We start from the raw sequence: 24,457 nt of genomic DNA, 5'->3' as shown, positions 1-24,457 counted from the left end.
TTCGCCCTGTAGGAGCTGCCGCAGGCTGCGATCTTTTGATCTTCAGCTTTTATTTGGCAGAAAACTTCAGCACCACGCTGTGCGCATAATCCTGCCCCGGATCCAGCCGCGTGCTCGGGAAGTTCGGCTGATTCGGTGAGTCAGGATAGTGCTGCGTCTCCAAGGTAAACGCGCCCCAGTGCGGATACACCTTGCCGCCCTTGCCCTTGACCGTGCCATCGAGGAAGTTGCTGGTGTAGAACTGCACGCCCGGTTCGCTGGTGAACAACTGCAAATGCCGGCCGGACTGTGGATCACTGACCTCGGCGGCGACTTTGCTCACGTCACCCTTGGTATCCAGCGCCCAATTGAAATCGAAACCACCCTGTTTAGGCTCGGCGAATTTCAACTGCGGGTGATCAGCCTTGATGTGCGTACCAATTGCCGTTGGCTTGGTGAAATCCATCGGTGTACCTGCCACCGGCGCCAGTTCGCCGGTCGGGATCAGCTTGCCGGTGACCGGGGTGTAATGGCTGGCGTGCAGGGTCGCGACCTGTTTGAGGATGTCGCCATTGCCGGCACCCGCGAGGTTGAAGTAGCTGTGGTTGGTCAGGTTGAGCACGGTCGGTTTGTCGGTGCTGGCCTTGTAGTCGATGCGCAGTTCGTTGCTGTCGGTCAGGCGATAGGTCACTTCGGTGGTGAGGTTGCCGGGGAAGCCCATTTCACCGTCCGCCGACAGATAGGTCAGGGTCACGCCGACTGAGTCCTTGTCTTTGGTTTCCTGCGCTTTCCAGACCTTTTTATCGAAGCCCTGGGTGCCGCCGTGCAAGGCGTTGGACTTGTCGTTCTGTGGCACTTGATAGCGCTTGCCGTCTAGTTCAAAAGCGCCGTCGGCCAGGCGATTGCCGAAACGGCCGATGGTCGCGCCGAAGTACGCGGTGCCTTTCTGGTAGCCCTGCACATCGTCGAAACCGAGCACCACGTCGGCGGCTTTGCCTTGTTTGTCTGGCACCAGCAGCGATTGCAGGGTCGCGCCGTAGGTGATGACGGTGGCTTGCATGCCGTGGCTGTTGCGCAGGATGTATTGCTCGACGGGCGTGCCGTCATTGGTTTTGCCGAAGGCTTTGTGTTCGGCGGTCAGGCCCGCCGCATTGGCGGAAAGGGTGGCGATCATCAGGGACAGTCCGAGGCCGGAGAGCAAGTGACGGGATTGAAGCATGGTTGACCTTCCTTTTTGTTGTTGTTTTCAAAACAGGTAATAGTCATGCTAATTGAGGCATTAATCAGAATTTATAGCGGATTAAACGTTTATTGCAAAAATAAAGTCGGACTAAATGGTTGCCGAAGGTCGGGAAACCACGCGGACACTGCACTTTTCAGCAATTGGCGGCTCTATCCATGGCCAGGATGCGGTGACTCCCGCCGCACAGGAATGTGCCTGTTCGAGAATTCATGCCGAGAGCTTTTCACCTGATCGCCCGTGTTGTTCATCGCCCGTGCCTGTTGCTGGCCTGTCTGTCGTCGCTGTTTGTCAGCGGCTGCACGCATCAGGACGGCAATGGTTTCATCGCTCAGATTCGTGACGGTCAACCGCAGGAATTCCTGCAGACCAGCGTCGACCGTATGGCCACGCTGGCGATGCGCGACAACCTCAACAGTCTTTATCGGTTGATGGGCAAGTTGTACCTGCGCAACCCCGAAGAGCTGCGCAAATCCGGCTTCCTCAATATCCACGCCGCGGTGAAGCAGGTACGCCTGGCCATCGAGCAGCAGCAACCGTTGCCGGTGCTGGGCGGGCGCAAGGATCTGGCTGCGCTCAGTTATGCGATGAGCCCGGAGTTTCTCGGTGATCGGGTCGGCGCGTTCATCTATGCCATCGGCAGCATGTTGGTCACCGCCCATGGCAATCGCGTCGAGTTCTACATGACTGACGCGATCAACCCGACGTTCGTTCACAACGCCGCGCGCAACATCGAAAAAGCCACGTGGATTCTGTCTCAGCGCCAGAACAAGGAAGGCCAGCCGCTGCTGTTCTCCAATGAGATTTCGGAGGAGGGCAGCAACCTGAGTTTCGCCACGGAGTTCGGCAAAGTGGTGGCGCGCCTTGATCTGCTTACGCAAATGCTCGATGAGCGCTACCGGCGCATTGGCCTGAATTACGCGCAAAGTCTGCTGTTTCTGAATTTTTTACCGGTGCAGTAAGTCGAGTCGGTTAGAGTGGCGGGCGGATTATTTGTATACAATCCTTCGTCATATTTGACTCAAAGGGAGCTGCACCCGTCATGACCGACCCCGCAAGCGCCGATTTCACTCGACTTGACTGCGCCGCCCGCGCGGACAAACTGCCCTATGCCGCGTTGCTGGCCTTCGCCATGACTGGTTTCATCGCTATCCTCACCGAAACCCTGCCAGCCGGACTGCTGCCGCAAATTGGCGCCGGGCTTAACGTCAGCGAAGTGCTCGCCGGTCAACTGGTGACGCTGTACGCGCTGGGTTCGATTGTCGCGGCGATTCCGCTGACCGTCGCCACGCGCGGCTGGCCACGGCGGCGCGTGCTGCTGATGACGGTGGGCGGCTTTCTGTTGTTCAACACCATCACTACGTTTTCCAGCCATTACGGCCTGACCCTGGCTTCGCGATTTCTTGCCGGGATGGCGGCGGGGCTGTCGTGGGGGATCATGGCCGGCTACGCGCGCGGCATCGTGCCGGTGCATCAACAGGGGCGGGCGCTGGCGATTGCCATGCTCGGCACACCGGTGGCGTTGTCGCTGGGCACGCCGGCGGGGACGTGGCTGGGCAATCTGATCGGCTGGCGCGCCTCGTTCGGGATCATGTCGGCGCTGGCCTTGGTGCTGGCGGCGTGGATCGTCATCGCGGTGCCGGATCGTCCGGGGCAGAACAACGAAGAACGCCTGCCACTGCTCGAATCCCTGCGCCTGCCAGGTGTGCGACCGGTGCTGTTCGTGGTGCTGACGTGGATGCTCGGACACAACATTCTTTACACCTACATTTCACCGTTTCTGATGCAGGCCGGGCTGGCCGAGCGCGTTGATCTGGTGCTGCTGGTGTTCGGCCTGTGTTCGCTCGTGGGGATCTGGATCATCGGCATGCTGGTGGATCGCTGGTTGCGTTGGCTGACGCTGATCAGCCTTGCGGTGTTTGCCGTGACAGCGTTGGTATTGGCGCTGATTTCGCCGTCGCCGTGGCTGATTTATGGCTGCATGGCGGTGTGGGGGTTGTCGTTTGGTGGCTCGGCGACGCTGCTGCTGACAGCGGCGGCGGATTCTGCAGGCGACCATGTCGACGTGGTGCAGGCGATGCTCACCACGTCATGGAACGTGGCGATCGCCGGCGGCGGATTATTTGGCGGGTTGCTGCTGGATCGGGCGGGGGCAATGTCGTTTCCGTGGGCGCTGCTGATCCTGTCGCTGATCGCATTGGCCACGGTGTGGATCAATAGCCATCACAGCTTCAAGTCGGGGCGGCGGGTGCATTGATCTTCTAATCACTACATCATCCCTGTGGGAGCGAGCAGGCTCGCTCCCACAATGGACCTGCGGTGTGATCGAAAGGCATAACGATAGACCGTATCGATATAGGTGGTTATAAGAAAAATCGCTATGCTGCGGGCCAGATTTTTCCTGTCGTTTTTCTGGACGTCTTAATGGAATTGGCAAATTTCGGCCTGGTGATTGCCGGGCTGGTGGTGGGTTTTATTGTCGGCATGACCGGTGTCGGCGGCGGTTCGTTGATGACGCCGATTCTGCTGTGGTTCGGCATCAACCCTGCAACGGCGGTGGGCACCGACCTGTTGTACGCGGCCATTACCAAATCCAGTGGCGTGCTCGTCCATAGAAAGAACAAGAACATCGACTGGGCCATCACCGGTTGGCTGACCCTCGGCAGCGTGCCGGCGGTGGCCATGACCCTGTGGTTTCTCAGCACCCTGCACACCGCGCCGGACGCGATGAACGCCATCATCAAACAGGCGCTGGGTTTCGTCCTGTTCGCTACCGCGCTGGCGATTTTCTTCAAGAAACGACTGTTGGATTTCGCCCACAAACGCGCCGGCGGCAACTACAACCCGAGCGGTTCGCGGCTCAATGTGATGACCGTGATCACCGGTCTGATCCTCGGCACCATGGTCGCCCTGACTTCGATTGGCGCCGGCGCCCTCGGTACCGTCGCGCTGTTTATCCTCTATCCGCTGCTGCCGACCCGCCGTCTGGTCGGCACCGAAATCGCCCACGCCGTACCGCTGACTCTCGTCGCAGGCCTGGGCCACGCGAGCATGGGCAACATGGATTGGGGCGTGCTGGGCTTTTTGCTGGTGGGTTCGCTGCCGGGCATCTGGCTTGGCAGCCACCTGACCGGGCGCATCTCCGATGAAGTGCTGCGCCCGTGTCTGGCGACGATGCTGTTGTTGATCGGCTACAAATTGGCGTTTTGATCGAAGACCATGAGTGAAACCACCTTGCATTGCGATGGCCGAATGGCCATTACCGTCGAGCCCCGTGAAATGCGTATGAGCCATTGGCTGTATGCGCCGCTTGTGGTTGATCAGCAGCGTCAGCAGGTGTTGCTGGATCTGAGCGACAGCCTATGGGATTTGATCGGCACGGCGGACGAGACAGCCAGTGGCATCGACTTGCTCCTGCGCAAATATCCTGGAGATCGCGCATCGGTAATGCTGAGCGTTGATCTCGACGGCGGGGTACTCAAACTCGGCGAGCGCCGAATCGAACCCTCACAATTACTGGCGGCACTCGATTCGGCACTGAGCTGAGACAAGCTCCCACGCCACAGGGATTGTCTCAGTCGGCGAAGGTGTACTTCATGATCGTCACCGGCAAGTTTTCGTAAACCAGCTCCTCGACCACCTCCCAGCCCAGCCGAGCATAGAGCGATTGCGCCGCGTCGGTGTACAGATACAACGTCTGCACGCCCAACGTCTTGGCCTCTTCGACAATCCGATTGACCAGTTGCGAAGCAACCCCGCGTCCACGTTCCTCTGCCTTCACATAAACCCCGGCCAGCCAGGGCGTCAGCTCGGGACGTGCCTTCATGTCGCTGTCGATCAGCAGCGCGCCACCGAGTAGCCTGCCGTCTTCAATCGCCACCACCACGCTGGGGATTGCGCCTTTGCCGCAGGCTTTGCGCATGCGTTCGGTGCGGGCCTCAAGGGTGTCGCCAGGGCGGAATTCACCCCACTCCTTGAAGTTGAGTTCGGACAGTTCTTCAACAAATCCGGGGTGATCGCACAGGTATTCGATGTGCATGCATTGAACTCCATTTCGTGGGCAGAACCGCCACCCTAATGCGCTCACAAAAGGTAATCAAATCCGCGTCACGATTGCACGCAGGCGGTTGCGCAATGCCGGTCCTGACCTAAGCTTCTGACAAGGCGACACATATTTGCCAGACACACCCGGAACAATCGCCACGATGCGCAATCAGTAGAGCGTGGATATCAAAAGGAGATGCGCATGCTCATCAGGTCACTGACCCTGACACTCTTGCTGGCGATTGCCGGCCCCTTGTTCGCCGCTGACAACGATTCGCCGATTGCCGCAGACATGGGCCGCGCCCGACCGCTGATCGTGATCGCGCAAAGCACCGTCGACCCCGTGTGGGTGAGCCTGAAAAAGTCGCTGGAGGACCCGGCCAACAAAAAAGGTGTGGCCGACCGCAACATCAAGGTTTACACCATCCTCAACATGTCCGGCCAACTCGACGGCAAGGACATGGGTCAGCAAGACACCATGGCGCTGCTGCGCTCGCTGAAGCTGGGTGCCGGTGCTTATCCGAAAGTCTTCCTGGTGGGCAAGGACGGCGAGACCAAACTCTCGGCGTCGGGGGATGAGGCGAAATCGGTGGACCTGAAGAAAATCTTCGACACCATCGACGCCATGCCAATGGCCGAGAAGGAAGCGGCCGCTGCAGCCGCCGCTCAAGCCCCGGCCGCCGCCGAGCCTGAGCCGGCCAAAGGGGCGAAGGGCGCCAAACCGAGCAAACCTGCGAAACCGGCCAAGCCGCCGGAAATGCCGGATGATTGATGGTTTGTCGTAGACGTTGTTTCCATGCAAAAGGGCGAGAGGATTTATCCTCTCGCCCTTTTTTACACCGGTATTTGCCGAATTACGTTAACCAGCACAGGAGAGAAGGGATCAAGCTTTTGCCCTTTTGGTACCAATAGATCGTCCAGGAGCCGGTCGAGAAATTCTTTGTCTTCAATCTGCGGCAGCTCGTCAGGGAGTACGCCAGCTCTGTAAATCAGGGCATCAACCAACGCTTTTCGCTTGCCGATAAGTCCACGATTGCTCTCCTCGGTGTGGCCAAGGTTCAGCGCTTCGATGGCTGTTTGGGCACGTGCGGTTTCGCCAACGACCAAACCCGACAGATAGAATTTGAGTTCGGTTTCGCATTCATCCATGAACGGTGTGAGTTTGAGCGGCTGAGTTTTTCGACCGTGTCCGCAGTGATGGCGGTTCTCGCAACTGGCAACGATATTTGTGAAGTCCAGAGTGCGCGCAGGCGTTTTATCTTGTGCCTGCACATGCTCGTTGTGCGCCGCATCGACGTTGATGGACTGGCAGCAATAAGCGCACAGACCGAACTGTTCGCTGATGCAGGCGGTGCGAATGGATCGACTCTCTTCGTTTGGTAAATCCCGATAAGTCGCGGTGTTGTTCGCTCGTTTCCATCGAGTGAGTGATACAGGCTCAGTTCCTTTGATGATCTTACGCACGACGCAACTCCAGTTTGCGGATCAGCAGAGCGGCTTTTGCCAGCTCCAAGTGACCTTCGGGAAGTTCGCTTGAAAGCTTGGCGAAGAGCTTTTTGGCTTTATCCAGACTTCCGTCCTGCACGTACTTCAGCAACTGATTCAGGCTCTTTTGCACGTCACCGTTGCGAATGTCGGTGTCCATGACTTCCAGCAGCACCTGGTTGGCATCCAGACCGTACAAGCCGTTGTGTTCGTGGATTTCGCCGTCATTGAGTACGTAAACCAGCACATCCTTGGCGTCGCTGATCACCAGCGGCGAGTGGGTGGTCAGGACAAATTGGCAGTTCGGGAAGGTTTCGCTCAACTGCCGGATAAGGCTGCGCTGCCATCTCGGGTGCAGGTGCAAATCAACTTCGTCGATAAGCACGATGCCGTCGCCGTGCAGCGGGTTGTCCAGCGACTGGTTCATCATCGCCAGGCGACGCGCGATATCGCCGACCAGCGCCATCATCGACTTCTCGCCTTGGGAGAGTTGGGCGACGTTGAGGGTGACGCCGTCCTTGTCGATGGCCATGTGCAGACGCGGTTTGCGTTGCACACGCAGGTTGGTGAAACCGGGCATGAACGCGGCGATGGCCGAGCGCACGGCGGTCAATTGGCGGTCGCGGGAGGAGGCTTTCAGATTGGCGAGGGTTTTCCAGACGTCGCTGTCGGTTCCGAACTTCTCGGAGATTTCGGCCAGTGCGGTATCGGAAATGCCGGTCTCGTTTTCGCTGTCTTCGCGCTCTCGGAACCATTCGAAGAAACGGCGGAAGTCGACGCCCCGGTTGAGTGAGTTGTCGTAGCCGTCGAGTTGGTCGAAGGTATGTTTGGTGCGGATTTTTAGCGGGATTTCGAGGACTGAACGTTCGACCGGGTAGTAGGCGATTAGGGGGAGTGAGGCCTTGTTGTCGGCCGTAAGTTGGGTACGGTAATGGTCGGCAAGACGGGTGGCGTCCACAAGAGAACTGTGGGCTGTAGATTTTCTTCCTTGCCTAGCCCGCGCAATGCCCCAAGTACATAAAGCATCGTTTGGGTTTGGGATATCCGAACGAATCAATGCCTTGTCAACTACAGCGATGTAAATGAATCCAGCCGAAGCGTCGTTCTTAATATCCTCTTGTGCAATAGGATTTCCGATGCCTTTCTCGCTGCGAATTCTAGAAACCAGCCAGCTCAGTGATGTAGCGAGTGATTTCAAAAGTGTTGTTTTGCCGGCTCCATTGTTTCCTACTAAAACCGTCACTTTCGAGGGGTGGTGATCTGTGGGGGCTAATTTAACGTTCAGACCGGTGAACCGACCAACGTCCTCAAGCTTGAAACTGTAGATGTCCATTACAACGCCCTTTGGGGGTCAGTCGGATTGAAGATATTGCCGCGCATTATGTCATTCCCCCCCACAGATTGATTCGCTGAAGTGTAGATACAACAAATTCAGTCGCTCCCCAAAATTCGTTGCAGCATATTCCTACAGAAATGTCTGAGGCAAAGGCCTGCGTCGACCGTGGATATTTCCTGCAAGTCGCGGCGGCGTTGGTGAACTGGTGCGTTGTGGGGCAGGGGGATAACCTTCTTTGGCCGCTGAAAAAAACAGTGGTCGGATGTGGAAGTCCGGTGATTCCCGAGAGCGCGTATGCGCCTGTGAACACATGTTGGCTAGTTTTATGCCAACATTGTGGCTTATGGCAGCTATGCGCAGGAGCACTCTCGAGTGCACCGGGTTCCTCGGGCATCCCCGGACTTCCACACCTGCGCAAAGCTGCCACCCTCTCGTGGAAGTGAGTTCGGCAGTTTTTTCTTTAAATGTCCCGAGGATTTAATTTATGAAAAAACATACTCCAAGTCCCCCCGAATCCCCCAAAGATTCTGGATCCTTCGACTCCCGCAACACACGCCTGCGCCACCCGCATCACCCCGATCCCGTCAGCTACGTCTTCACCATCCGCCCCGATATCGATACCCCCACGCTACTGACTCACGCTTGCGAAACCCTCGCCTCGCTCAACGTCCTGACCACCGACATGGCCTGCAAGCTCGACGATTCGCAGCGCAGTCTCGCTCTGTCGATTCAGCAGTTGGCAGTGGTCGGCGAGTTGCTGGTCAACCGCGCGCTGGACAATCTCGATCCGCCGGAAGCCATTTTCCAGGCTTGAAATGGTGATAAAAAAATGGGCGACCTCAGCAGGTCGCCCATTTTTATGCCCGCTATAAATCCGGTCAGTCAGCAACAGCGCTGAGGATCGTATGCGCGATCTTCACTCGCTCCGCAATCGGATAGTTTTTGTTGGCCATGATCACGATGCCAATGTCTTTGCTCGGCACGAACGCGACGTAAGTACCAAAGCCTCCGGTGGAGCCGGTTTTGTTGAGCAACACATCGTCGGGTTGCGGTTGCGGCGGAGTCAGCCACTGAACCTTATGCGCCTCCATGGCCATTGGCGTCGAGTTACCGGCCAGCAAGCGGTCGAGGCTGGTCGGGTAGCGATACATTTCCCAGCCCAGGCCTTGGGTCATGTCGCCAACGGTGTAGTAACCGGTGTGGGTCGCGGCGATGGCTTTTTGCAGCGGCGCTTCAAGGCTGGCCGGTTTCAGGTTGGCCTCGACGTAACGTAGCAGATCCGCCGCGCTGGTTTTAATACCGTAGGCTTCGGAATCCAGCGCGCCCGGACTGACCCGAACCGGTTGGTCATTCTTGTTGTAACCCTGAGCGTAGAGCTTGGCTTCGGACGCGGGCACCTTGACGAAGGTGTGCTTGAGGCCGAGTTTCGGCAGCAGGGTTTCGCTCATGGCCTGATCAAATGGCTGGCCCAGACTTTTCGCCGTCAGATAACCGAACAACCCAAGGCTCGGATTGGAATACAGCCGATGGCTGCCCGCCGGATACACCGGTTTCCACTGTTGGTAATAGCCGAGCATCTTGTCCGCCGAATCCGCCTCGGCGGGGAATTGCAGCGGCAAACCGCCGGCGCTGTAAGTACCCAGTTGCAACACGCTGATGTTGTCGAAAGCGCTGCCTTTGAGTTCCGGCCAGATTTTGCTGGCCTTGGTCGACAGGTCCAGTTTGCCCGTGGCCTGAGCGTAACCGGCCAGTGTCGCGGTGAAGGTTTTGCTCACCGAACCGATTTCGAACAGGGTGTTTTCGCTGACTTTTTGCCCGGTGTCTTTGGCGGCGACGCCGTAGTTAAAGTAATGCGGTTTGCCGTTGATGGTGAGGGCAACGGCCAGGCCGGGGATGTTCTGCTGCTGCATCACAGGCGTAACGGCACCTTTGACCAGTGCTTGCAGTTGTTCGTCGGTTTGCGGTGCGGCCATGCAGGTCGCGGCGCCGAAGAACAGGCCGAAAGCGCTACAGGAAATGACTTTGCTCGGGTTGATGAATGACATAGATGAACCACTTTCCATGAGTGTTGAGGGTGTTATCCCGCTAGACTGCGGGCATTTGCAACGTTAGGCGGGTGATCAGCGCCGACAATTTAGGCAGTCTGGCATTCGTCGACAAACGATGAAATCTCGGATGAGCCATTAGAAAAATTTGGGGCAGGGCATGATTCGACCACCATTGCCGCTCAACGCACTGCGCGCCTTCGAAGCGTCGGCGCGTCATTTGAGCTTTACCCGCGCTGCCGTGGAGTTGTGTGTGACCCAGGCTGCCGTCAGTCATCAGGTCAAAAGCCTTGAAGCGCAGCTCAACGTCACCCTGTTCAAACGCCTGCCCCGCGGGCTGATGCTGACCAGTGAAGGCGAAACCTTGCTGCCGGTGTTGAGCACGTCGTTTGATCATATCGCGCAGATTCTGGAACGCCTCGCCGGCGGACAGCATCGCGAGATGTTGACCGTGGGCGCGGTGGGCACCTTTGCTGTGGGTTGGTTATTACCGAGGCTTTCGGACTTTCGGGCGAAACATCCGCTCATAGATTTACGGCTGTCGACCAACAACAATCGTGTGGATGTTGCCGCCGAAGGGCTGGATTACGCGATCCGGTTTGGCGCCGGAGCGTGGCACGGCATTGAGGCGACCCGTCTGCTGGAAGCGCCGCTGTCGGTACTGTGCGTCCCGGAAATCGCCCGGCAATTGCACGCGCCGGGGGATCTGTTGCAGCAGACGTTGCTGCGTTCCTATCGCACGGATGAATGGCCGGAGTGGTTTCAGGCGGCGGGTATGGCGACTCAGGCGGCACCGCCGCAGAGCGTCGTCTTCGACTCGTCGCTGGCGATGATGGAGGCGGCATTGCAGGGCGGCGGGGTGGCGTTGGCACCGCCGCTGATGTTCGCGCGGCAACTGGCGGCGGAGGCGATTTGTCAGCCGTTTGCGATCGAGATCACCACGGGGAGTTATTGGCTGACGCGATTGCAGTCGCGGCCGGAGACGGCGGCGATGCTCGCCTTCAAGAACTGGTTGTTACAAGTCTCTGGTTAATACACAGCCCCCTGTGGGAGCGAGCCTGCTCGCGAAAGCGATGTGTCAGTCGACAGAAGTGTTGGCTGTTATACCGCCTTCGCGAGCAGGCTCGCTCCCACAGGGACTGCTGGTGGTTCCAAAAAACCTTAGCGCACCAGACACGGCCGCTTGTTATCGAACTTCCACCCCGGAATCAAAAACTGCATCGCCACGCTGTCATCCCGTGCGCCCAGGCCCATGCCTTTATAGAGTTCGTGAGCCTTGGCCACCTGATCCATGTCCAACTCGACACCCAGCCCCGGTTTCTTCGGCACCTGCACGCAGCCGCCGACAATCTGCAACGGTGCCTTGGTCAGGCGCTGGCCGTCCTGCCAGATCCAGTGGGTGTCGATGGCGGTGATATCGCCCGGTGCGGCGGCGGCGACATGGGTGAACATCGCCAGCGAGATATCGAAGTGGTTGTTGGAATGCGAGCCCCAGGTCAGGCCCCACTCATGACACATCTGCGCCACGCGCACCGAGCCCTGCATGGTCCAGAAGTGCGGGTCGGCCAGCGGGATGTCGACTGATTGCAACTGGATCGCGTGGCCCATCTCGCGCCAATCGGTGGCGATCATGTTGGTGGCGGTTTTCAGTCCGGTGGCGCGGCGGAATTCGGCCATGACTTCGCGACCCGAATAACCGTTTTCCGCACCGCACGGATCTTCGGCGTAGGCGAGTACATGATGCTGATCGCGGCACAAACGGATCGCTTCTTTCAGTGACCAGGCGCCGTTCGGGTCGAGGGTGATGCGCGCATCAGGAAAGCGCTCGGCCAATGCCGTCACCGCCTCGATTTCCGCATCGCCGCTAAGTACGCCGCCCTTGAGCTTGAAGTCCTTGAAGCCGTATTTGGCATGGGCCGCTTCGGCGAGACGCACCACCGATTCGGCGGTCATGGCCTTCTCGTGACGCACGCGAAACCAGTCATTTTCGGCGTCCGGTTCACTGCGATAGGCGAGGTCGGTTTCGCGCCGATCGCCGACGTAGAACAGATAGCCGAGCATCTTCACTTCATCGCGTTGCTGACCTTCGCCAAGCAATGCCGCGACCGGGACGTCGAGGTGTTGGCCGAGCAGATCAAGCAGGGCGGCTTCCAGGCCGGTGACCGCGTGAATGGTGATGCGCAGGTCGAAGGTTTGCAGGCCTCGGCCGCCGGCATCGCGGTCGGCGAAGGTCTGGCGTACTTGATTGAGGATCTTCTGCCAGGTGCCGATCGGGCTGCCGATGACCAGGCTGCGCGCGTCTTCCAGGGTCTGGCGAATGCGTTCGCCGCCGGGCACTTCGCCGACGCCGGTGTGGCCTGCGTTGTCCTTGAGGATGACGATATTGCGGGTGAAGAAAGGCCCGTGGGCGCCGCTCAGGTTGAGCAGCATGCCGTCGTGGCCGGCCACCGGGATGACTTGCATGTCGGTGATGATCGGGGCTTTGGCGGTGTCGTGTGCGTTCATTGTTTTTATCCCTGGAAACGGAAAGTCAGGCGTGCTTCGGCGCGGTATCGACCACGGCGGCAACTGTTGCGGGTTTCGCTGTGGTGCGGGCGTAGAACACGATGATCGCGGCGATGATCGAGGTCGCAGCCAGACCATAGAGGCCGCCCTGAATCGAGCCGGTGTGTTCTTCGAGCAGGCCGAAGGTGGTCGGTGCGACGAAGCCGCCGAGGTTGCCGACCGAGTTGATCAATGCGATCACTGCAGCGGCGATCCGCGCGTCCAGATAGGCCTGCGGAATCGGCCAGAACAGCGACGAGGCGGACTTGAACCCCAGCGCCGCAAAGCAGATCGCGACAAAAGCGAAGATCGGCCCGCCGGTGGTGGACATGAACATCCCCGCGGCCGCGATCAACAGCGCCGTGGCGACCCACGCCTGCTGGTGCTTCCACTTGGCCGAGAGCGTGGCGAAGGTATACATGCCGATAATCGACAGCAGCCACGGAATCGAGTTGAACAGCCCGACCTGGAAGTCGCTCATGTCGCCCATTTTCTTGATGATGCTCGGCAGCCAGAAGGTCGCGGCGTAGATCGTCAATTGGATGAAGAAGTAGATCAGGCAGAACAGGATGATCTGGCGATCCTTGAGCAGTTTGCCTATCGATGGCCGGATCGGTGTGGCGGCTTCGCGAGCCTTCTGTTCATCGTCGATGGCGTTGACCAACGCGTCCTGTTCGGCGCGGTTCAGCCATTTCGCGTCGTGGGGTTTGGCGTCGAGCCAGAACCAGACGAACACGCACAGGCACACCGAAAACATCCCTTCAATGAAGTACATCCATTGCCAGCCGTGCATGCCCAGGCCGTTGATTTGCAGGAGCAGGCCGGACAGCGGGCCGGAGATCAACGAGGCGATGGCCGAACCGCTGAGAAAGATCGCAATCGCCTTGCCGCGTTCGACGCCGGGCAGCCAACGGGTGAAGTAGTAAATCACGCCGGGAAAGAACCCGGCCTCGGCCACCCCGAGCAGAAAGCGCAGGATGTAGAAGTGGGTTTCGTTCTGAATGAATGCCATGCCGGCGGCGACCAGCCCCCAGGTGAACATGATGCGGGTCAGCCAGATTCGCGCGCCGATTTTTTGCAGCAGCATGTTGGAGGGGACTTCGAACAGCGCGTAGCCGATGAAGAACAGACCGGCGCCGAAGCCGTAAGCGGCGGCACCAATACCCAAGTCGTGTTCCATGTGGGTACGGACGAAACCGATGTTCACCCGGTCAATGTAGTTGACGATAAACATGATCACGAAGAGCGGCAGAACGTGGCGTTTCACTTTAGAAATGGCGGAGGCCAGCGTTGGATCAACGCCCTCGTTCATCCCGGAGACGGAGGTTTTCACTAGGTTTTCTCCCACTGATTATTTTTATGCGGGGTAGGGCTTGGGTGCTGTGTTGTTGATAGACATCATACAACCTGATTTTTTTGTCCTACAAGTGGGGAGCGGTGATTAAATTTCTATTGGGAGAGATTTTTTTATGCTTTTTTGGATTTTTCCCCATATTTCATTGGGTCTATCAGGTTTTTCTTAACGTTGATATTTTTAAGGCAGGGAGCCCTTGGTTACCGGGAGACACTCAGTAAACGTGAGGTATTTCCGTATTTTGAAGTGTTGTCATACAAGTTGATCGGCGATTCAGATCTAAAATCAATCTCGTCCCACCTCTGCCCGGTGCTACGATCCGCAAGTCCCGAACACGGATTAACCCATGCAAGATGACCTCGATGCCCCAGCCCGCAAACGCGCGCACAACCTGGCCCACGATCTGGTGGAAAAACTCACCCAGAGCATCCTGCTCGGCCAGATGTCGCCCGGCGACAAGCTGCCTTCGGAGAACTCGATCGTTCAGGAGCACGGTGTCAGCCGCACGGTGGTGCGCGAGGCAATTTCCAAGTTGCAGGCTTCGGGGCTGGTAGAGACGCGGCACGGCATCGGCACGTTTGTGATCGAGCGTGCGCCGGAGCAGGGACTGCGGCTGAACGTCGATACGGCGCTTGGAGTGCGCAGCATTCTCGAATTGCGCATGGGCCTGGAGACGCAAGCGGCCGCGCTGGCCGCGCAACGGCGTACCGAGCAGCAATTGCTGCAGATGCGTCAGGCACTGGATGACTATCAACGCCTGCTGGCCAATAACGACAGCTGCGTCGAGGCCGATCGACGCTTTCACCTGCTGATCGCCGAGGCCACCGGCAACGTCTGCTTCAGCGAGATCATGCAGCACTTGGGCAGCGCGATGATTCCACGCACGCGGGTCAACGCGGTCGAGCGGGGTGCGGCGGATTTGAGCAAGTTGGGGCAACTTGCCAATCTGGAGCACGAGGCGATTCTGAATGCCATCAAACGACAAGACCCCGATGCCGCCCGCGCCGCCATGTGGCTGCACCTGACCAACAGCCGCGACCGCTTTATTGCTCAAGGCTGATCGCCGTTGGTCTATTCGATAGCACGCCGTCCAGCGGCTCGCTTCCAACTTGGACGGCCCGGGTTTTCCGGACCTCCTTGGTGAGGTGCGTGATGTCTAACGATTTGCTGTTTCAGGGTGGAGTGCTGCCCACCGACCCAACCCGTCCGATGCCTGGCACGGATGAGCCGACACTGGCCGATCACGATGCGCCGCCGGGGATGGCGCCGGGGCGCGATCCTTTGAGCGATGCTGATCGGCCCGAGGACTGGAAAGATCCGGCGGCGGATGACGATGTACCGCCAGCGGATTAACCGACACCGTTGTCGGATGATCGGCGCTAGGTAGAATCCGGCCGGGCAGTCCATCACTGGCTGTCCGCGCTGGCCTCTTCGCTGGCAAGCCAGCGAAGGCGGTATCAGCCTTTACACACAACCATGATCAGGCCCGCATACCCCGAAGCACTGGAATCCGCTGCTCCAGATTCAACGCCAACACACTGATCAACACTACCGCGGACCCCGCCAGCACCATCCACGTCGGCCGCTCGCCCAATCCCACCGAAGCAATGCCCATCGCTGTCGGCGGAATCAGGTACAGCGTCATGGTTGCCCGACTCAAATCCACATGTTTGAGCACAAATCCCCACGCCAGATAGGCCAGCGCGCTGGGAAACACGCCCAAGGTCAACACTGCCCATTGCACCCGCAGCGGCGCTTTCATCACGGTTTCGCTCAACCCCGGCAGATAAATCAGCAATAACAACGTCCCTGACCAGACTGCGTAGCACACCAGGCTCAAGCCGTCATAACGCCGTGCGTGATGCTTTTGCAGCGCGAAGTAAATGCTCCATGAAACTGCTGCGAGCAAGATCAGCCAGGCATGCGCGTCAATCTCGCCCAGGCCGCGATCACCGCTGACCACAATCACCACGCCGACAAAGCCGAGCAGCACACAGCCCCAGCGCCAAAGGCTGACCTGATCCTTGAATACGAAACGCGCGAGCAACGCGCTGAACAACGGGCTCGATTGCGCCAACACACTCGACGCACCGGCACTGATGCTTTGCTGGCCGATGTTCAGCGCGACGTGATGCAGGCTGACCGCAAAAAAACCCAAGGCGAATAGCAGCGGCACATCGCCCAGACGCGGCAGCTGAATACCTTTGAAGGCAGCGATCACCGCCATGCACAGCGACGCCAGGAGAAACCGCAGCAACGCCAGATGTCCGGGATCGTAGGCTTGCAGGCCAATGTGAATGCCGGTCGGCGAATACGCCCAGCAGCCGACGACAAATGCCATCGCCAGAACAATTTTCGCGGGAGAAGGGGATTGCATGATCAGCGCACCAGTGGGGTCGATGCGCCGAGTATCCGGGCGGCCAATCATTCACCACAACTGACTTATACTGCTTCGAATATTCACTCTGAGTGATGAGTATGGAGCTGGCACAAATCCGTATGTTCAAGACCGTGGCCGAAGTCGGCAGCATTGCTCGGGCCGCGGAAAAACTGTTCTGCGTGCCGTCGAATATCACCGCACGAATCAAGGCGCTGGAGGCCGAATTGGGCGTGGCGCTGTTTCTGCGCGAGGGCCGTGGGTTGCGGATCAGTCCGGCGGGGCTGACGTTTCTCGCCTACTCCGAGAAGATTCTCGCGCTGACGGCGGAGGCCAAACGCGCGGTCGATCCCAGCGCAGAACCCTCCGGGCCTCTGCGCATCGGCGCCATTGAATCCTCAGCCACCGGTCGGTTACCGCGGCTGCTGGCGAAGTTTCACCAGCGTTATCCGCAAGTGGCGCTGGAGCTCACCACCGGCACCTGGGGCCAGTTGCTCGACGATACCGTCAGCCATCGCCTCGACGGCGCGATAGTGGCGGTGGACGTCGAGCGCTCGCATCTCAAACGCACGCCGATGTATCGCGAAGAATTGCTGCTGATCGCTTCAACGTCTTTCGGGCCGGTGCGCGACATCAATGATCTGCGGGACAAAACCGTGTTCATGTGGCCGCAGGGGTGTCCTTATCGGGCGGCACTGGAGCAGTGGTTACTGCGACAGGGACAGGCGCTGCCGATTGTCAGCCTTGCCAGTTACGGGGCGATTGTCGGATGCGTGAGTGCCGGAGCGGGCGTGGCGTTGGTGCCCAAAGGGGTGTTTGAGCAATATGCGAAAGGCGCGGGGTGCGTGGGGGTTGAATTCCCCGAACTGACGGCCATCGACAACTTGTTTTACTGGCATGAAAACGCCGGGGTGCACCCGGCGCGTGAGGCTTTTGTAGCGATGTTGCGCGAAGAGTTTACCTAGTCCCACCGCCCCTGGAGGAGCTGCCGCAGCTTTGATTCTTGAAAACAAGATCAAAAGATCGCAGCCTGCGGCAGCTCCTACAAGGGCCTTCAAGCGCCGGCCACATCCCGCATCAACAACCCGAACCGCAAATCCACCGCATCCGGAATCGGCACATACACCGTATGCCCATCCCCCGGCGCCACTTCGATCGGCTCACCCTTGAGGTTCTGCAATTCATCCAGATCAAATTGAAAATTGCCCTTGGGCGTCATCAACTCGAGATGATCACCCAGCGCAAAACGATTCTTCACCTTGACCTCGGCCAGCCGATCACGCCGCTCACCCGTCAACTCGCCGACAAACTGCTGGCGCTCCGACACTGAGCTGCCGTTCAGATAATTCTGGTACTCGTCATGCACATGGCGACGCAGGAAGCCCTCGGTGTAACCGCGTTGGGCCAGCGATTCCAGATCGGTCATCAGGCTGCGATCAAACTCGCGTCCCGCCACCGCATCATCAATCGCCCGGCGATACACCTGAGTGGTGCGTGCGCAGTAGAAGTGCGATTTGGTCCGGCCCTCGATCTTCAATGAATGCACGCCCATGCGCGTCAGGCGCTCGACATGCTGCACCGCGCGCAGATCCTTGGCGTTCATGATGTAGGTGCCGTGCTCGTCCTCAAAAGCGGGCATCAATTCGTCGGGACGGTTGGCTTCCTGGAGCAGGAACACCTGATCGGTCGGGGCGCCGATACCCAGCGTCGGTTCGGGCTGGAACGTCTGGACGATTTCGCCGTTCTGATTTTCCGTAGCCTGCTGCGCCGAGTATTTCCAGCGGCAGGCATTGGTGCAGGTGCCCTGATTGGCGTCGCGCTTGTTCATGTAGCCCGAGAGCAGACAGCGCCCGGAGTAGGCCATGCACAGCGCCCCGTGAACGAATACTTCCAGCTCCATGGTTGGCACGTGCTCGCGGATTTCGCCGATCTCCTCCAGCGACAGTTCGCGCGACAGGATGATCCGACTCAGGCCCTGCTGTTGCCAGAACTCGACGCTCGCCCAATTCACCGTGTTGGCCTGTACCGAGAGGTGGATCGGCATCTGCGGGAAATGCCGGCGCACCAGCATGATCAACCCCGGGTCGGACATGATCAGCGCGTCCGGGGCCATTTCGATGACCGGCGCCAGGTCCTTGAGAAAAGTCTTCAACTTGGCATTGTGCGGCGCGATGTTGACTACCACGTAAAAGCGCTTGCCCTGCGCCTGTGCCTCGCGAATGCCGAGCGCCAGGTTGGCGTGGTCGAACTCGTTGTTGCGCACTCGCAGGCTGTAGCGCGGCTGACCGGCGTAGACCGCATCGGCACCGTAGGCAAAGGCGTAACGCATGTTTTTCAAAGTGCCGGCGGGGGCGAGCAGTTCGGGGGCGGCGAGGGTGGCGGTGAGGGTCATGGCGGCATCTGTCGCAAAAGCGCAGCAGGGTAGTGCGGTTGCCGGCAGGGTTTATTGATCTGGGTCTACGTTCGAGTGGTGCGATGTGGGTCTGTGCAGAAACAGGCGACGTCCTGACCGCCGCGCAATCGTGTAATTGCCCGTTCGCTGCGTGGCTCGCGCCGATCCGCAACTATGCTCCATGAATAAAGATGGCACTCGTGCACGCTACGGCTGACTAAGCACCGGGCGTGTTTGACGCCCGACTGACATGGATCGGACATGAACGTAAAAAGTCTTCAATTCAAATCTCTGACGGTACTGCTGGTGCTGGTCACGGTGGCCTTTATCTGGATTCTGTTGCCGTTCTACGGCGCGGTGTTCTGGGCGGTGATTCTCGGCATTCTGTTTGCGCCGATGCAGCGTCGCTTGCAGGCGAAGTTCGGCTGGCAGCGCAACCTCACGTCTTTGTTTACGTTAAGCATCTGTCTGGTGATCGCGATTCTGCCGGTGATCATCATCAGCTTGTTGCTGGTGCAGGAGGGGATGACGGTTTACAAGAATATCGAGAGCGGCGAGTTGGATATCGCGGCGTATCTGGCGCAATTCAAACACAGCCTGCCGCAATACTTTCAGCATCTGCTCGACCGGTTCGGCATGGGCGAACTCAATGCGCTGCGCGAAAAAATCGTCAAGGCAGCCATGCAGGGCAGCCAGGTGCTGGCGAGTCAGGCGTTCAGTTTTGGCCAGGGCACGTTCGAGTTTGTGGTGAGTTTTTTCATCATGCTTTATCTGTTGTTTTTCTTACTGCGTGACGGCCCCGAACTGGCGCGCAAGGTGCGCACCGCCTTGCCGCTGGAGGAAAATCACAAGCGCCGTTTGCAATTGAAGTTCAACCGGGTGGTGCGCGCGACGGTCAAGGGTAATGTTCTGGTGGCAATCACACAGGGCGCGTTGGGCGGGGCGATTTTCTGGTTTCTCGACATCCCCAGCGCGTTGCTGTGGGCGGTGTTGATGGCGTTTCTGTCGCTGTTGCCGGCGGTGGGGGCGGGGATTGTCTGGGCGCCGGTGGCGCTTTACTTCCTGCTCAGCGGGATGATCTGGCAGGGCGTGGTGCTGGGTTTGTTCGGGGTGTTTGTGATTGGCTTGGTGGACAACGTGCTGAGGCCGATCCTTGTGGGCAAGGACACTCGGATGCCCGACTACATGATTTTGATCTCGACCTTGGGCGGTCTGGCGGTGTTCGGCCTGAACGGATTCGTGATCGGGCCGTTGATCGCTGCGCTCTTCATGTCCAGCTGGGCGCTGTTCGTCGAGACCAAGCCCAAGGTGCAACTGCCTTAGGCGTGAAACGCAGCGCTGATGAACTGTTGTGACAAGGCCTGCGCCGCCGGCAATGAGGTGAGCGGGCCGCTGATTGCTTCGCCGTCGCGCACCACATACCAACAGGCGAGCAGTCCCAGCTCTCTGAGTGGTGCGGGAACGGCGCTGCCGATTACCGACATGATTTGAACCTGAGCCATGACAAATACCTCCATCAAACGATGGGGCTACCTTAGGGATTTGCCGTTCTCAGGGACAATCAACGCTTTTGATAGTGGTCATTGATAACAGTGAGGGCTGCTTCAATCGACCACTTGATCAAGCATGTGCATGACTTCACGCTCATTGAGCAGGCCCTTGTGCACAAGGTTTTCCGCCAATAGCGAAAGAAACTTGGCGCAGCGGTGCCCTTCAAGGTGCTTGAGTTCGGTCAGCGCGCTGTACACCTTGCTTGAGGTACACAGGCCGACGATGCGGTGCGGGTTTTGTGTTGGCATAGAGTCGTCCTTGTTGTTATCAACCTATTGTTTGCGGACGGATTCAGATTGCAGTTCCGCCATGACAAAAAGATGACCGTTTAATGTTTGGCTCCCAACGGTCAAATCCATCATGCCGACTTTAGCTGTTGAAACTGTCCTCACAGCGACCTTGGCGAGATTTTTTCAGACGCCTGCCGACCGACGGTCATAAAAAAGCCCCGCTATAAAAGCGGGGCTCTGTGTTTCTGTTACCAGCGTGGGCCGCCGTAGTAGCCATGAGGGCGACCGTAATAACCACGGGGAGGGCCGTAGTAAACCGGGGCCGGTTGCACGTAAACCGGTTGCTGCACATAAACCGGCGCCGGCTGGTAGTAAACCGGTGGTGGCGGCTGTTGCACGTAAACCGGTTGCGGTTGAACGTAAACCGGCTGTTGCTGCACGTACACCGGTCGGTCCTGGTTGATCAGCGCCGAGCCGATGATGGCCGAGCCGACGATCGCGCCAAACACCGCAGGGCCTTGCCAGCCATGGCCACCACCGGCTTCTGCCTGGCCTGTGACAGCGAGTGCGCCAATCAGTAAGGCCATAATGGGGAGTTTACGAATCATGATAGTTCCTCGGTTCTTCGACCCGGCGTCCGGGCCTGCACCAGGCCCAAAGTTGTCGCGGGGATACTTCTAAGACAGCAACATTTTGAAAAACAGCACGGCCGCTGAGTAAATTTTGTGTAAGGTCTGTACCGCCATCTTTACCGGCCCGCCAAGGCCCGGTGCAGACGAGCGATATCATCGAACAGAACCCGATGGGCTGGCTAATCCCGTCCATCCGAAAGTGCGTTTGAAGGAGAAGTTTCATGCAGATGAACCCGAACAAAGACACCCAGCTGTGCATGTCCCTGTCGGCGCGCCCAGGGAATTTCGGTCTGCGTTTTCATAACCATTTGTATGAGCAACTCGGCCTGAATTTCTATTACAAGGCCTTCAGCAGCCAGGATCTGACCGGCGCGGTCGGCGGAATCCGGGCGTTGGGCATTCGTGGTTGCGGCGTGTCGATGCCGTTCAAGGAAGCCTGCATTGTGCTGGTCGATGAGCTGGATGCGTCGGCGGCGGCGATCCAATCGATCAACACCATTGTGAATACCAAGGGCCACCTCAAGGCTTACAACACCGATTACATCGCCATCGCACAACTGCTGGAAACCCACGCGGTGCCCAAGGATTCGACCTTTGCCCTGCGCGGCAGTGGCGGCATGGCCAAAGCGGTGGCCAGTGCCTTGCGTGATGGCGGTTATAAAAACGGTTTGATCGTCGCGCGCAATGAGCGCGCCGGACGTGCGCTGGCGGATTCGCTGGGGTATCGCTGGCAGGCTGAGCTGGGCGATGAGCGCCCGCAGATGCTGATCAACGTAACGCCGGTGGGCATGGACGGCGGCCCGGAGGCGGGGCAACTGGCATTTGAGCCTGAGGTGATACAAGCGTCTGAGACCGTGTTTGATGTGGTGGCGATTCCTTCGGAAACACCACTGATTGTGCGTGGGCGAGCAGAAGGTAAGCGGGTGATTACCGGGCTGGAAGTGATCGCGATTCAAGCGCTGGAGCAGTTTGTGTTGTACACCGGCGTGCGGCCGACCGAAGAGCAGTTTCAGGCGGCGGTGGCGTTTGCCCGCAGCTGAATTGTTGCGCTGACTGGTCGGGCCTCATCGCTGGCACGATTATCCGGTTGCCTATACTGCTCGACCAGCAAGCACAGACTTGTCCATCCACAAAAAAAACCGAGGTTCAGCATGCATCCGCCCATCCTCAATCTGCATCAGGTCGAACTCGAATCCCTGCCCGAAGCGTTGGCCCCCGAAGGCGAAACTGCCGGACGTTATCAGCAGCGCATGGCCCGGATCGGCCAGCAACTCGGCGCGCAGAAACTCGGTTATCGACTGTATGCACTGCCGCCGGGCATGCGCGGCAGTCCGTTTCACAGTCATCGGGTCAATGAGGAGATGTTTTACGTAGTGGCCGGGGAAGGCGAGGTGCGTCTGGGCGCCGAGCGTTTTCCGATCCGCGCCGGCGATGTCATCGCCTGCCCAGCGGGCGGCCCGGAAATGGCGCATCAGATCATCAACACCAGCGTGGCTGAACTGCGTTATCTGGCGGTCAGCACTCAGCAGCAGCCGGACATTTGTGAATACCCGGATTCGAACAAATATGCGGTGATGGACAACTTTAAGGTTGATGCCCAGGGCAATGCTTCAGGCTTTGTCGCGGTGGCTCGGCAGGCGGACGGGGTTGATTACTGGGATGGTGAGTGACGCGGCGAGTTTGCAGACAGGCGCATAACCTGTTGGAGCGAGCTTGCTCGCTCCAACAGGGGGCGGTGGTGATTATTCGAGTCGGGCCAGGCGCTCTTCCAGCGCTGCAATCCGCGCCTCAAGCTCTTCGATGCGCTCGACGGAAACACCGCCGCTCGCGCGTTCGCCCGGATTCTGCCGCGCCGCCATAATCGCCCCGATGTCCGCCGGATCGCCCAGCGCATGGGTGTAGCGATCTTCGCGCTGCCCGGCCTGACGCGGAATCAACACAGCCAATCCGCGCGCAATGAGACGCTCCAACTGATGCACCACTTGCTCGGCATCTTCAAATTCATGCATGCGTCCGCTGCGGGTCAGCAATTCATTGACGGTCTGCGGACCGCGCAGAAACATCAGCCCGGTCAGAATCACCTGCGCCGGCACCAGTTCCAGCGCCTTGTCGACCTTGTGCTCCCAGCGGTCGGCGCGACTTCCCATTACAAGCTTGGCAAAACCGCGTCCTTCCAGAGCACGCAGGCTCTGGCCGACCTGGCCTGGGGTCAGGTTCATCACCGGTTCGCGGCTGGTTTTCTGATTGCAAGCCGTGACCAGTGCGTTGAGGGTCAGCGGATAGGTTTCCGGGCTGGTGGCCTGTTTCTCGATCAACGAGCCCAGGATGCGGATTTCCGTGGCATTGAGCCGTGGCTCGTCGAAGGTGGATTCTTGTTCAGTGGTCATCGCGCGTTCCCTCAGCAGTCGAAGGCGCCTAGCCTAATCCTTGCCAAACAAAAGGCAAGCCGTGTGGTCATCAAGCATGGCTATAATCGCCCCCACGTTCCACCCAGCCACTACCACGAGACAGCCATGACTATTTCCCTGTACGCCGCATCCGTCCCGGTTTTTCAACAAATGCTCAACGCCCTGAGCGATGTGCTGAAAAAGGCTGAAGCCCACGCCACCGAGAAAAACATCGACCCGAACGCCTTCCTGCAAGCGCGTCTGTACCCGGACATGTTCCCGCTGGTGCGTCAGGTGCAGATCGCCGTCGATTTCGCCAAAGGTGTTTCCTCGCGTCTGGCGGAAGTCGAAGTGCCGAAGTACGACGACACTGAAACCACCTTCGCCGAGCTGCAAGCGCTGATCGCCAAGGTTCTGGCCTACATCGGCGAGATCAAGCCTGAGCAGATCAATGGCAAGGAAGGCATCGAAATCGTCACCCGTCCGGGCACGCCAAAAGAGAAGCGCTTCAGCGGTCAGGCTTATCTGCTGACTTACGGTTTGCCGCAGTTCTTCTTCCACGTCACCACCACTTATGCGCTGTTGCGCCATAACGGTGTTGAAGTGGGCAAGCGCGATTACATGGGCGCGTTCTAAATCGCCAGAAGCCCCTCACCCTAACCCTCTCCCAGGGGAGAGGGGACTGATCGCGTTGTATGTTCGAGATACGCCGACCTGATCTATCGAGTGGAACTCAGGTTTTGAACAGCACACAAATCAGCTCCCTTTGATCTGGTCAAACGATACTGGACACGGTTATAGGGTTAAGGTCATTTCTCATGCTGCCAAGGCTTCCATGGCTACCGGAGTTCGATAGCCGTT

General features: G+C 58.6%; 27 protein-coding genes. 14 read left to right on the top strand and 13 right to left on the bottom strand.

What is annotated here, in order from left to right:
- Positions 1-49: 49 nt before the first annotated feature.
- The gene (locus tag ACIOVB_RS13430) at positions 50-1,198 is read right to left on the bottom strand and encodes an aldose epimerase family protein (protein WP_401268370.1); all 1,149 of its coding nucleotides are present in this window, start codon (positions 1,196-1,198) and stop codon (positions 50-52) included.
- Positions 1,199-1,431: 233 nt separating this feature from the next.
- On the opposite strand from ACIOVB_RS13430, the gene ACIOVB_RS13425 reads away from it, so the two are divergent.
- The 4 genes from ACIOVB_RS13425 (at position 1,432) to ACIOVB_RS13410 (ending at position 4,765) form a co-directional block, all read left to right on the top strand.
- Positions 1,432-2,181: a hypothetical protein gene (locus ACIOVB_RS13425; RefSeq protein WP_187677637.1), complete on the top strand. Its 750-nt coding sequence runs from the start codon at positions 1,432-1,434 to the stop codon at positions 2,179-2,181.
- A gap of 80 nt (positions 2,182-2,261) precedes the next feature.
- Positions 2,262-3,476: an MFS transporter gene (locus ACIOVB_RS13420; RefSeq protein ID WP_401268368.1), complete on the top strand. Its 1,215-nt coding sequence runs from the start codon at positions 2,262-2,264 to the stop codon at positions 3,474-3,476.
- Between the two features lie 167 nt (positions 3,477-3,643).
- Positions 3,644-4,429, top strand: a complete 786-nt coding sequence (locus tag ACIOVB_RS13415; RefSeq protein ID WP_401268365.1) for a sulfite exporter TauE/SafE family protein — start codon at positions 3,644-3,646, stop codon at positions 4,427-4,429.
- Between the two features lie 9 nt (positions 4,430-4,438).
- Complete coding sequence (locus tag ACIOVB_RS13410; RefSeq protein WP_401268363.1) at positions 4,439-4,765, top strand: hypothetical protein; 327 nt, start codon at positions 4,439-4,441, stop codon at positions 4,763-4,765.
- 28 nt (positions 4,766-4,793) lie between these two features.
- On the opposite strand, the gene ACIOVB_RS13405 is transcribed toward ACIOVB_RS13410, so the two are convergent.
- On the bottom strand, positions 4,794-5,258 hold the full coding sequence (locus tag ACIOVB_RS13405) for a GNAT family N-acetyltransferase (protein ID WP_401268361.1): 465 nt from the start codon (positions 5,256-5,258) through the stop codon (positions 4,794-4,796).
- Positions 5,259-5,465: 207 nt separating this feature from the next.
- On the opposite strand from ACIOVB_RS13405, the gene ACIOVB_RS13400 reads away from it, so the two are divergent.
- Entirely contained in the window at positions 5,466-6,035 is a 570-nt protein-coding gene (locus ACIOVB_RS13400) for a DUF4174 domain-containing protein (RefSeq protein ID WP_401268359.1), read from the top strand.
- A gap of 62 nt (positions 6,036-6,097) precedes the next feature.
- Here ACIOVB_RS13400 and ACIOVB_RS13395 read toward each other — a convergent pair whose 3' ends face one another.
- Positions 6,098-6,727 (bottom strand): TIGR02646 family protein, encoded by a 630-nt coding sequence (locus ACIOVB_RS13395; RefSeq protein WP_401268358.1) that lies wholly within the window; start codon positions 6,725-6,727, stop codon positions 6,098-6,100.
- Positions 6,720-8,081: an AAA family ATPase gene (locus tag ACIOVB_RS13390; protein ID WP_401268356.1), complete on the bottom strand. Its 1,362-nt coding sequence runs from the start codon at positions 8,079-8,081 to the stop codon at positions 6,720-6,722. The genes ACIOVB_RS13395 and ACIOVB_RS13390 overlap by 8 nt, the downstream gene beginning before the upstream one ends.
- Before the next feature lie 487 nt (positions 8,082-8,568).
- Here ACIOVB_RS13390 and ACIOVB_RS13385 point away from each other — a divergent pair, with 487 nt between their 5' ends.
- Positions 8,569-8,898 (top strand): DUF6124 family protein, encoded by a 330-nt coding sequence (locus tag ACIOVB_RS13385; RefSeq protein WP_401268354.1) that lies wholly within the window; start codon positions 8,569-8,571, stop codon positions 8,896-8,898.
- A 64-nt stretch (positions 8,899-8,962) separates the two neighbouring features.
- Here ACIOVB_RS13385 and ampC read toward each other — a convergent pair whose 3' ends face one another.
- On the bottom strand, positions 8,963-10,129 hold the full coding sequence (gene ampC, locus ACIOVB_RS13380; RefSeq protein WP_401268351.1) for a class C beta-lactamase: 1,167 nt from the start codon (positions 10,127-10,129) through the stop codon (positions 8,963-8,965).
- Between the two features lie 160 nt (positions 10,130-10,289).
- On the opposite strand from ampC, the gene ACIOVB_RS13375 reads away from it, so the two are divergent.
- On the top strand, positions 10,290-11,162 hold the full coding sequence (locus tag ACIOVB_RS13375; protein WP_401268348.1) for a LysR family transcriptional regulator: 873 nt from the start codon (positions 10,290-10,292) through the stop codon (positions 11,160-11,162).
- 128 nt (positions 11,163-11,290) lie between these two features.
- Here the strand turns inward: ACIOVB_RS13375 and gudD are convergent, their stop codons facing one another.
- Positions 11,291-12,634, bottom strand: coding sequence for a glucarate dehydratase (gudD, locus tag ACIOVB_RS13370; RefSeq protein ID WP_401268345.1), 1,344 nt, complete (start codon positions 12,632-12,634; stop codon positions 11,291-11,293).
- Positions 12,635-12,659: 25 nt separating this feature from the next.
- Positions 12,660-14,006, bottom strand: a complete 1,347-nt coding sequence (locus ACIOVB_RS13365; RefSeq protein WP_401268342.1) for an MFS transporter — start codon at positions 14,004-14,006, stop codon at positions 12,660-12,662.
- A 367-nt stretch (positions 14,007-14,373) separates the two neighbouring features.
- Between ACIOVB_RS13365 and ACIOVB_RS13360 the strand changes: the two genes are divergently transcribed.
- Together ACIOVB_RS13360 and ACIOVB_RS13355 are read left to right on the top strand one after the other, a co-directional pair.
- A complete protein-coding gene (locus ACIOVB_RS13360) occupies positions 14,374-15,087 on the top strand; it encodes a FadR/GntR family transcriptional regulator (protein ID WP_401268339.1) in 714 nt (237 codons plus the stop codon).
- Positions 15,088-15,179: 92 nt separating this feature from the next.
- The gene (locus ACIOVB_RS13355; protein WP_401268337.1) at positions 15,180-15,380 is read left to right on the top strand and encodes a hypothetical protein; all 201 of its coding nucleotides are present in this window, start codon (positions 15,180-15,182) and stop codon (positions 15,378-15,380) included.
- 127 nt (positions 15,381-15,507) lie between these two features.
- Here the strand turns inward: ACIOVB_RS13355 and ACIOVB_RS13350 are convergent, their stop codons facing one another.
- Positions 15,508-16,404: a DMT family transporter gene (locus ACIOVB_RS13350; protein ID WP_401268334.1), complete on the bottom strand. Its 897-nt coding sequence runs from the start codon at positions 16,402-16,404 to the stop codon at positions 15,508-15,510.
- A 101-nt stretch (positions 16,405-16,505) separates the two neighbouring features.
- Between ACIOVB_RS13350 and ACIOVB_RS13345 the strand changes: the two genes are divergently transcribed.
- Entirely contained in the window at positions 16,506-17,369 is an 864-nt protein-coding gene (locus ACIOVB_RS13345; RefSeq protein ID WP_401268332.1) for a LysR family transcriptional regulator, read from the top strand.
- Positions 17,370-17,458: 89 nt separating this feature from the next.
- Here the strand turns inward: ACIOVB_RS13345 and yegQ are convergent, their stop codons facing one another.
- Positions 17,459-18,796 carry a tRNA 5-hydroxyuridine modification protein YegQ gene (gene yegQ, locus ACIOVB_RS13340; RefSeq protein ID WP_401268330.1) on the bottom strand — a complete coding sequence of 446 codons (1,338 nt, stop codon included), beginning with the start codon at positions 18,794-18,796 and terminating at the stop codon, positions 17,459-17,461.
- A 261-nt stretch (positions 18,797-19,057) separates the two neighbouring features.
- Here yegQ and ACIOVB_RS13335 point away from each other — a divergent pair, with 261 nt between their 5' ends.
- Positions 19,058-20,119, top strand: coding sequence for an AI-2E family transporter (locus ACIOVB_RS13335; protein WP_401268327.1), 1,062 nt, complete (start codon positions 19,058-19,060; stop codon positions 20,117-20,119).
- On the opposite strand, the gene ACIOVB_RS13330 is transcribed toward ACIOVB_RS13335, so the two are convergent.
- The 3 genes from ACIOVB_RS13330 to ACIOVB_RS13320 form a co-directional block, all read right to left on the bottom strand.
- On the bottom strand, positions 20,116-20,298 hold the full coding sequence (locus tag ACIOVB_RS13330) for a hypothetical protein (RefSeq protein WP_401268325.1): 183 nt from the start codon (positions 20,296-20,298) through the stop codon (positions 20,116-20,118). The genes ACIOVB_RS13335 and ACIOVB_RS13330 overlap by 4 nt on opposite strands.
- 102 nt (positions 20,299-20,400) lie before the next feature.
- Entirely contained in the window at positions 20,401-20,595 is a 195-nt protein-coding gene (locus tag ACIOVB_RS13325; RefSeq protein WP_016984641.1) for a hypothetical protein, read from the bottom strand.
- 230 nt (positions 20,596-20,825) lie between these two features.
- Positions 20,826-21,185: a hypothetical protein gene (locus ACIOVB_RS13320; protein ID WP_187677652.1), complete on the bottom strand. Its 360-nt coding sequence runs from the start codon at positions 21,183-21,185 to the stop codon at positions 20,826-20,828.
- Positions 21,186-21,430: 245 nt separating this feature from the next.
- Between ACIOVB_RS13320 and ACIOVB_RS13315 the strand changes: the two genes are divergently transcribed.
- Both ACIOVB_RS13315 and ACIOVB_RS13310 read left to right on the top strand, forming a co-directional pair.
- Entirely contained in the window at positions 21,431-22,249 is an 819-nt protein-coding gene (locus ACIOVB_RS13315) for a shikimate 5-dehydrogenase (RefSeq protein WP_401268321.1), read from the top strand.
- A 111-nt stretch (positions 22,250-22,360) separates the two neighbouring features.
- Complete coding sequence (locus ACIOVB_RS13310) at positions 22,361-22,879, top strand: cupin domain-containing protein (protein ID WP_401268318.1); 519 nt, start codon at positions 22,361-22,363, stop codon at positions 22,877-22,879.
- A gap of 72 nt (positions 22,880-22,951) precedes the next feature.
- Here the strand turns inward: ACIOVB_RS13310 and ACIOVB_RS13305 are convergent, their stop codons facing one another.
- Complete coding sequence (locus ACIOVB_RS13305; RefSeq protein WP_401268317.1) at positions 22,952-23,596, bottom strand: YceH family protein; 645 nt, start codon at positions 23,594-23,596, stop codon at positions 22,952-22,954.
- 126 nt (positions 23,597-23,722) lie between these two features.
- Between ACIOVB_RS13305 and ACIOVB_RS13300 the strand changes: the two genes are divergently transcribed.
- Positions 23,723-24,232: a DUF1993 family protein gene (locus ACIOVB_RS13300; protein WP_123529389.1), complete on the top strand. Its 510-nt coding sequence runs from the start codon at positions 23,723-23,725 to the stop codon at positions 24,230-24,232.
- The last annotated feature ends 225 nt before the right edge of the window (positions 24,233-24,457 follow it).

The sequence above is a fragment of the Pseudomonas sp. NPDC087639 genome (assembly GCF_044743385.1).
Classification (GTDB): domain Bacteria; phylum Pseudomonadota; class Gammaproteobacteria; order Pseudomonadales; family Pseudomonadaceae; genus Aquipseudomonas.
This window is presented reverse-complemented; position numbering and strand designations above follow the sequence as displayed.

Coding starts and splice junctions, on each gene's coding strand:
- ACIOVB_RS13430 (WP_401268370.1), bottom strand. CDS start 1,198: ATGCTTCAATCCCGTCACTTGCTCTCCGGCCTCGGACTGTCCCTGATG.
- ACIOVB_RS13425 (WP_187677637.1), top strand. CDS start 1,432: ATGCCGAGAGCTTTTCACCTGATCGCCCGTGTTGTTCATCGCCCGTGC.
- ACIOVB_RS13420 (WP_401268368.1), top strand. CDS start 2,262: ATGACCGACCCCGCAAGCGCCGATTTCACTCGACTTGACTGCGCCGCC.
- ACIOVB_RS13415 (WP_401268365.1), top strand. CDS start 3,644: ATGGAATTGGCAAATTTCGGCCTGGTGATTGCCGGGCTGGTGGTGGGT.
- ACIOVB_RS13410 (WP_401268363.1), top strand. CDS start 4,439: ATGAGTGAAACCACCTTGCATTGCGATGGCCGAATGGCCATTACCGTC.
- ACIOVB_RS13405 (WP_401268361.1), bottom strand. CDS start 5,258: ATGCACATCGAATACCTGTGCGATCACCCCGGATTTGTTGAAGAACTG.
- ACIOVB_RS13400 (WP_401268359.1), top strand. CDS start 5,466: ATGCTCATCAGGTCACTGACCCTGACACTCTTGCTGGCGATTGCCGGC.
- ACIOVB_RS13390 (WP_401268356.1), bottom strand. CDS start 8,081: ATGGACATCTACAGTTTCAAGCTTGAGGACGTTGGTCGGTTCACCGGT.
- ACIOVB_RS13385 (WP_401268354.1), top strand. CDS start 8,569: ATGAAAAAACATACTCCAAGTCCCCCCGAATCCCCCAAAGATTCTGGA.
- ampC (WP_401268351.1), bottom strand. CDS start 10,129: ATGTCATTCATCAACCCGAGCAAAGTCATTTCCTGTAGCGCTTTCGGC.
- ACIOVB_RS13375 (WP_401268348.1), top strand. CDS start 10,290: ATGATTCGACCACCATTGCCGCTCAACGCACTGCGCGCCTTCGAAGCG.
- gudD (WP_401268345.1), bottom strand. CDS start 12,634: ATGAACGCACACGACACCGCCAAAGCCCCGATCATCACCGACATGCAA.
- ACIOVB_RS13360 (WP_401268339.1), top strand. CDS start 14,374: ATGCAAGATGACCTCGATGCCCCAGCCCGCAAACGCGCGCACAACCTG.
- ACIOVB_RS13355 (WP_401268337.1), top strand. CDS start 15,180: ATGTCTAACGATTTGCTGTTTCAGGGTGGAGTGCTGCCCACCGACCCA.
- ACIOVB_RS13350 (WP_401268334.1), bottom strand. CDS start 16,404: ATGCAATCCCCTTCTCCCGCGAAAATTGTTCTGGCGATGGCATTTGTC.
- ACIOVB_RS13345 (WP_401268332.1), top strand. CDS start 16,506: ATGGAGCTGGCACAAATCCGTATGTTCAAGACCGTGGCCGAAGTCGGC.
- yegQ (WP_401268330.1), bottom strand. CDS start 18,796: ATGACCCTCACCGCCACCCTCGCCGCCCCCGAACTGCTCGCCCCCGCC.
- ACIOVB_RS13335 (WP_401268327.1), top strand. CDS start 19,058: ATGAACGTAAAAAGTCTTCAATTCAAATCTCTGACGGTACTGCTGGTG.
- ACIOVB_RS13330 (WP_401268325.1), bottom strand. CDS start 20,298: ATGGCTCAGGTTCAAATCATGTCGGTAATCGGCAGCGCCGTTCCCGCA.
- ACIOVB_RS13325 (WP_016984641.1), bottom strand. CDS start 20,595: ATGCCAACACAAAACCCGCACCGCATCGTCGGCCTGTGTACCTCAAGC.
- ACIOVB_RS13320 (WP_187677652.1), bottom strand. CDS start 21,185: ATGATTCGTAAACTCCCCATTATGGCCTTACTGATTGGCGCACTCGCT.
- ACIOVB_RS13315 (WP_401268321.1), top strand. CDS start 21,431: ATGCAGATGAACCCGAACAAAGACACCCAGCTGTGCATGTCCCTGTCG.
- ACIOVB_RS13310 (WP_401268318.1), top strand. CDS start 22,361: ATGCATCCGCCCATCCTCAATCTGCATCAGGTCGAACTCGAATCCCTG.
- ACIOVB_RS13305 (WP_401268317.1), bottom strand. CDS start 23,596: ATGACCACTGAACAAGAATCCACCTTCGACGAGCCACGGCTCAATGCC.
- ACIOVB_RS13300 (WP_123529389.1), top strand. CDS start 23,723: ATGACTATTTCCCTGTACGCCGCATCCGTCCCGGTTTTTCAACAAATG.